This is a genomic window from Vibrio sp. 2033 (assembly GCF_033339735.1).
In genome coordinates this window covers 1-629 of sequence record NZ_JAWOVC010000468.1, presented here as the reverse complement: position 1 = coordinate 629, position 629 = coordinate 1, and the positions used below count along the sequence as shown (strand labels likewise).

The following is a 629-nucleotide window of genomic DNA, read 5'->3' as shown; positions in this document are numbered from 1 at the left end:
ATGGCAATCACGATCGAAGCCACGCGAATGTATGGGTTTTTAGAACGATTCAAAATCACAATTAACCCAAGTACGGTACCAGCGAGCGCCAGTTTGTCTAAGCTACCAAAAGTACCGTCGCCCATTGCAGCATAGCCACAACCCATAGAAACCAAGCCGACTTGGATCAGCGTCAGGCCAATCAGAGTTACGACAATGCCAGAGACGAGAGGTGTGATGATGCGACGTGCATGCTCAAGCACACGAGACAGTAAAATCTCGGCAAAAGAGGCAACTAAAATCGTCCCGAAAATCGCCGCCATCATGGTGCTGATGTCCGCGCCACCTGCTTTGAGTGATAAACCCGCACCGATGATTGGACCCAAAAAGTTAAAGCTGGTGCCTTGCACCGATAGCAAGCCGGAGCCGACAGGGCCAAAGGTACGGATTTGGATAAAGGAAGAAACACCAGATGCAAACAGCGACATGCTGATAATGGTGTTGGTTTGATCGGCCGGAACGCCCAAAGATTGGCAAATGATTAATGAAGGTGTAATCACCGCAACGAACATCGCCAATAAATGCTGAAGTGCAGCAAAAATCGTTTGTGGCAGTGGTGGACGATCATTTAATTGATAGACCAGTTCCGA

1 protein-coding gene is annotated in these 629 nt (G+C 48.6%); it reads right to left on the bottom strand.

What is annotated here, in order from left to right; genetic code table 11:
- The coding region (locus tag R7P74_RS27240) for a solute carrier family 23 protein (RefSeq protein WP_318123792.1) at positions 1-629 on the bottom strand (629 nt) is incomplete at both ends.